The sequence below is a fragment of the Promicromonospora kroppenstedtii DSM 19349 genome, from assembly GCF_000515355.1.
In the GTDB taxonomy this organism is placed as follows: Bacteria; Actinomycetota; Actinomycetes; order Actinomycetales; family Cellulomonadaceae; genus Promicromonospora; species Promicromonospora kroppenstedtii.
Genome location: NZ_KI911665.1, coordinates 148890 through 154104 on the forward strand (window position 1 = coordinate 148890; position 5215 = coordinate 154104).

Here is a 5215-nt window from a genome sequence, read left to right on the forward strand (position 1 = left end):
CGGCCCAGGCGTCGCCCGACCGGGTGCGGCGCACCACGAGGCGTGCGGCGTCGGCCGGCTCGGCGATCAGGTGGTGCGGGGCAGCCTTGACCACGGTCACGGTCACCGTGTCGCCGGGGCGCGGCAGGCCCGGGGGCACGACGTCGGCCAGACGCGGATCGTCCAGCGTCTCCGGCGCCTGTGTGAGGTCGACGCCAGGGTGGGGCACGACGTCGTCGGGCGACGTGGTGAGGCCGAAGTGCACGAGCCGGTTGTCCGCCGCGCGGCCCGACAGGCGGTGGGTCGCGCCGTCCTTGCGGCCCGAGCCCTCGGCGACCAGCACCTCGAGGGTGCGCCCGACCTGCCGGTCGGCCTCCTCGGCGCCAATGCGCTCCTGCAGGGCGAGCAGGCGCTCGAACCGCTCCTGCACCACGGCCTTGGGAAGCTGGTCGTCCATGGTCGCGGCGGGCGTGCCCGGGCGGGGCGAGTACTGGAAGATGAAGGCGGAGCTGAACCGGGACGCCTCGACCACGCGCATGGTCTCGGCGAAGTCCTCCTCGGTCTCGCCGGGGAAGCCGACGATGATGTCGGTGGTGATGGCGGCGTCGGGCATCGCGGCGCGGACCCGCTCCAGGATGCCGAGGAACTTCTCCGAGCGGTACGAGCGGCGCATCGCGCGCAGGATCCGGTCGGAGCCGGACTGCAGCGGCATGTGCAGCTGCGGCATCACGTTCGGGGTCTCGGCCATGGCGGCGATGACGTCGTCGGTGAACGCGGCCGGGTGCGGGGACGTGAACCGCACGCGCTCCAGGCCCTCGATCTGCCCGCAGGCCCGCAGCAGCTTGGCGAACGCACCGCGGTCGCCGAACTCGACGCCGTAGCTGTTCACGTTCTGGCCCAGCAGGGTCACCTCGATGGCGCCGGCGGCCACGAGTGCCTCGACCTCGGCGAGGATCTCCCCCGGACGACGGTCGCGCTCCTTGCCGCGCAGGTGCGGCACGATGCAGAAGGTGCAGGTGTTGTTGCAGCCCACCGAGATGCTGACCCAGCCGGCGTAGACCGACTCGCGCTTGGTCGGCAGCGTGGACGGGAAGACCTGGAGGGACTCCGCGATCTCCACCTGGGCGGCCTCGTTGTGCCGGGCGCGCTCCAGCAGCACCGGCAGGGCGTCGAGGTTGTGGGTGCCGAAGACGACGTCCACCCACGGGGCCTTCGCGACGATGTCGCCGCGGTCCTTCTGCGCCAGGCAGCCGCCGACGGCGATCTGCATGCCGGGCCGTGTCGCCTTGATCCCCGCGAGCTGGCCGAGGTTGCCGTACAGCTTGTTGGCCGCGTTCTCGCGCACGGCGCACGTGTTGATTACGACGACGTCGGCGGCGTTCGCGGCCTCGTCCTGGCTGGACGCGCGCGTGTAGCCAGCCTGCTCGAGCATGCCGGCCATGTGCTCCGAGTCGTGCACGTTCATCTGGCACCCGAGGGTGCGGACCATGTAGGTGCGGGGCGCCTCGGGCGCCTCGTCACGGACGGCGGTGTCGGTCGCGGCGGCGTCGGGCAGGGCTGAGGGGAGGGCGGTCGTGGACATCGTCCCCGATTTTACGACCCCTTTCGAGGCCCGCCGAACGGTTGATCCGGGCATATAACGGGCATCTGTTACCGAAACGTTGTGCGGTGATGACCGGTCGACTTGGTCCTTGAAACATCGGATCGTTAGGTTCAAGGGATGGACCAGAGCACCTCGACCACCGGCCAACCGGCGGCCGACAACACCGTGGACGCTCCGACGTCGGACCGCGCCCTCGGGGCGCCCCTCGTCGAGCTGAAGAGCGTGAACAAGCACTTCGGCGCGCTGCACGTGCTGCAGGACATCGACCTCACCGTCCGCAAGGGCGAGGTGCTGGTCGTGATCGGCCCGTCCGGGTCCGGCAAGTCCACGCTGTGCCGGGCGATCAACCGTCTGGAGACCATCGACGACGGCACCATCACGGTCGACGGCAAGACCCTGCCCGAGGAGGGCAAGGCCCTCGCGCAGCTCCGCGCCGAGGTCGGGATGGTCTTCCAGTCGTTCAACCTGTTCGCGCACAAGACCGTGCTCGACAACGTCACCCTCGGGCCGCGCAAGGTCCGCGGGCTGAACAAGAAGGACGCGGAGGAGCAGGCCCGCAAGCTGCTCGACCGCGTGGGCGTCGGCAACCAGGCGGGCAAGATGCCCGCCCAGCTCTCCGGCGGCCAGCAGCAGCGTGTCGCGATCGCGCGCGCCCTGGCGATGCAGCCCAAGGTGATGCTGTTCGACGAGCCGACGTCGGCCCTCGACCCCGAGATGGTCAACGAGGTGCTCGACGCGATGGTCGCACTCGCCCAGGAGGGCATGACGATGATCGTCGTGACCCACGAGATGGGCTTCGCCCGGAAGGCCGCCGACCGCGTGGTCTTCATGGCGGACGGGCAGATCGTCGAGGAGGCTGCCCCCGAGGAGTTCTTCACGGCGCCCAAGAGCGAGCGGGCGCGTGACTTCCTGTCCAAGATCCTGACCCACTGATCTTTCACTGACTGATCTCAGCCAAGGGGTCCTACCCGGACCCGAACTACCGAAGGGGAATCATGCGCAAGCACACCATGGGGCTGCTGGCGATGGCCGCCGCGTCCACCCTCGCGCTCTCGGCCTGCGGCGGAGCCGAGGTCGGCGGCGAGCCCGAGGGCGGCGCGTCCGAGGGCGGCGACGGCATCACCATCGGCATCAAGTACGACCAGCCGGGCCTCGGCCTGCAGGACGGCGCCGAGTACACCGGGTTCGACGTCGACGTCGCCCGCTACGTCGCGAACGAGCTGGGCTACAGCGAGGACCAGATCACCTTCAAGGAGACGCCCTCCGCCAACCGCGAGAGCATGCTCCAGAACGGTGACGTGGACATGATCTTCGCGACGTACTCGATCACGGACGAGCGCAAGGAGGTCATCGACTTCGCCGGACCGTACTTCGTCGCTGGTCAGGACCTCCTCGTCGCCGCCGACAACACCGACATCACCGGCCCGGAGGACCTGGAGGGCAAGAACCTCTGCTCGGTCACCGGCTCGACGTCGGCAGAGAAGATCAAGACGGACTACGCCGAGGGCGTGCAGCTCCTGGAGCGCCCGGGCTACGCCGAGTGCGTCACCGCCCTGGCCGCCGGCCAGGTCGACGCCGTCACGACCGACGACATCATTCTCGCCGGTCTCTCCGCCGCCAACGGCGACGGCAACCTCAAGGTCGTCGGCGCGCCGTTCTCCGAGGAGCGCTACGGCGTGGGCCTGCCCAAGGGCTCGGACCGGTGCGAGGACATCAACGCGGCGATCACCAAGATGATCGACGACGGTACGTGGGAGGAGCTCGTCGCCGCCAACACCGAGGGCGCCGACTACACCCCGAACGCGGACCTGAACCCGCCGACGCCGGACGCCTGCGCCTGACGTCTCCTTCGCAGTGCACCGGGATCGCGTCCGCCGAGCGAGACGCGATCCCGGTTCGCTGCGGGGCGGCATCCTGCCGTCCGCGACTGTGACCTACCGGGGCGCGCCGACCAGGGCCGCGCCTCTCCCGAAAGGTGACCCGTGAACGACTATCTGTCAGGGCTCGGCGCGCTCCTGCAGCAGTACGACGTGCTCGGAGCGTTCTGGACCAACATCCAGCTCACGTTCTGGGGCGCGCTGATCGCGCTGGCGCTCGGCACTCTGCTCGCGCTCATGCGGATCTCCCCCATCGCGTCGCTGCGCTGGGCCGGCGCCACGTACGTGAGCATCTTCCGCAACACCCCGCTGACCATCATCATGACCTTCATGGTCATGGGCGTGTGGACCGCGCTCCAGATCCAGCTCGCCGACAACTTCGAGGACAACTTCTTCCGCCTCGCCGTCGTCGGCCTGGCCGTCTACCACGCGGCGTTCGTCTGCGAGGCGATCCGCTCCGGCGTGAACACGGTCCCGCTGGGCCAGGCCGAGGCCGCCCGCGCGATCGGCCTGTCGTTCCTGCCGGCCGCGCGCCTGATCATCCTCCCGCAGGCGTTCCGCGGAGCCACCGCCCCGCTGGGCAACACCCTCATCGCGCTGCTGAAGAACTCGACCGTGGCCGCGGCGGCCAGCGTCTCCTGGGAGACCTCCTCCACGATGAAGACCATGATCGAGTTCAACCCCAACTATCTCTGGGAGATCTTCGCGGTGTTCGCGATCGGCTACGTCATCCTGGTGATCCCCATCGGACTGCTGACGACCTGGCTGTCCCGGCGTCTGGCGGTGAAGCGATGAGCGCCTCGGTACTCTTCGACGCCCCCGGGCCCCGGGCGCGGAGCTGGACCCTCGCCGGCAACATCGTCGGCGCGCTGGTCGTGCTCGCGGTGGCCGCGTGGGTGCTGGTCCAGCTCGACAGCAAGGGCCAGCTGGAGCCCCAGCTCTGGGCGGACGCCGTCTCGGCCCGCACCTGGCAGTACTACCTGATCCCGGGCCTGCTCAACACGCTCCGGGCGGCGGCGTTCGCGATCGTGGGCTCGATCGTCTTCGGCCTCGTCTTCGGCACGGGCCGGCTGTCGCAGATAGGCCTCGTGCGCGGGGTGAGCGGCACCGTCGTCGAGTTCTTCCGGGCCGTCCCCGTGCTGCTCATGATGGTGTTCTTCTACGGCCTGTTCGGACAGCTGCTGCCCGGGGTTGGCGACAAGGCGTTCCTCGCCGTCGTGGTCGCGCTCATCCTGTACAACGGCTCCGTAATCGCGGAGCTGGTGCGGTCGGGCGTGGGGAACCTGCCCCGCGGCCAGGGTGAGGCCGGGCTCGCGATCGGCCTGACGCCGGGTCAGACGCTGCGCTCCGTCCAGCTGCCCCAGGCGCTGGTGGCCATGCTGCCCGCGATGGTGTCGCAGATCGTCGTGGTCCTGAAGGACTCGGCCCTCGGCCAGCTCATCGGCTACCAGGAGCTGCTGCGCACCGGGCAGATCGTCTATTCGGCCGACGGCAACCCGCTGCAGGTGCTGACGGTCGTGGCCGTGGTGTTCATCGTGCTGAACCTGCTGCTCACCGTGGTGGCGCACCAGCTGTCCCGGCTGCTGTCGAGCCGCACGGCCGGGCAGACCATCGAGGGCACCGGCATCGGCAACCCGACCGCGGTGGCGGCCGGCGCCGGCGGGACCGACAAGATCTGACGCGACGCCCCGCCGGACCAGGTCCGGCGGGGCGTCGTCCTCGGGTTCAGTCCTCGGGCTCGGTCCTCGGGTTCAGT

General features: G+C 69.8%; 5 protein-coding genes. 4 read left to right on the forward strand and 1 reads right to left on the reverse strand.

What is annotated here, in order from left to right:
• The coding region (miaB, locus tag PROKR_RS13080) for a tRNA (N6-isopentenyl adenosine(37)-C2)-methylthiotransferase MiaB (protein WP_036963829.1) at positions 1-1561 on the reverse strand (1561 nt) is incomplete at its 3' end.
• Between the two features lie 138 nt (positions 1562-1699).
• Here miaB and PROKR_RS13085 point away from each other — a divergent pair.
• From PROKR_RS13085 to PROKR_RS13100, 4 genes are all read left to right on the forward strand, one after another.
• Positions 1700-2515 (forward strand): amino acid ABC transporter ATP-binding protein, encoded by an 816-nt coding sequence (locus tag PROKR_RS13085; RefSeq protein ID WP_245605813.1) that lies wholly within the window; start codon positions 1700-1702, stop codon positions 2513-2515.
• A gap of 62 nt (positions 2516-2577) precedes the next feature.
• Positions 2578-3423, forward strand: coding sequence for a glutamate ABC transporter substrate-binding protein (locus tag PROKR_RS13090; RefSeq protein ID WP_036963832.1), 846 nt, complete (start codon positions 2578-2580; stop codon positions 3421-3423).
• Between the two features lie 141 nt (positions 3424-3564).
• A complete protein-coding gene (locus PROKR_RS13095; RefSeq protein WP_036963836.1) occupies positions 3565-4254 on the forward strand; it encodes an amino acid ABC transporter permease in 690 nt (229 codons plus the stop codon).
• Positions 4251-5138 (forward strand): amino acid ABC transporter permease, encoded by an 888-nt coding sequence (locus tag PROKR_RS13100; protein ID WP_036963839.1) that lies wholly within the window; start codon positions 4251-4253, stop codon positions 5136-5138. The genes PROKR_RS13095 and PROKR_RS13100 overlap by 4 nt, the downstream gene beginning before the upstream one ends.
• The last annotated feature ends 77 nt before the right edge of the window (positions 5139-5215 follow it).

What these genes read in the sequence shown, in the direction of transcription:
- PROKR_RS13100 (WP_036963839.1), top strand. Translation starts at nt 4,251, where the DNA reads ATGAGCGCCTCGGTACTCTTCGACGCCCCCGGGCCCCGGGCGCGGAGC.
- PROKR_RS13090 (WP_036963832.1), top strand. Translation starts at nt 2,578, where the DNA reads ATGCGCAAGCACACCATGGGGCTGCTGGCGATGGCCGCCGCGTCCACC.
- PROKR_RS13085 (WP_245605813.1), top strand. Translation starts at nt 1,700, where the DNA reads ATGGACCAGAGCACCTCGACCACCGGCCAACCGGCGGCCGACAACACC.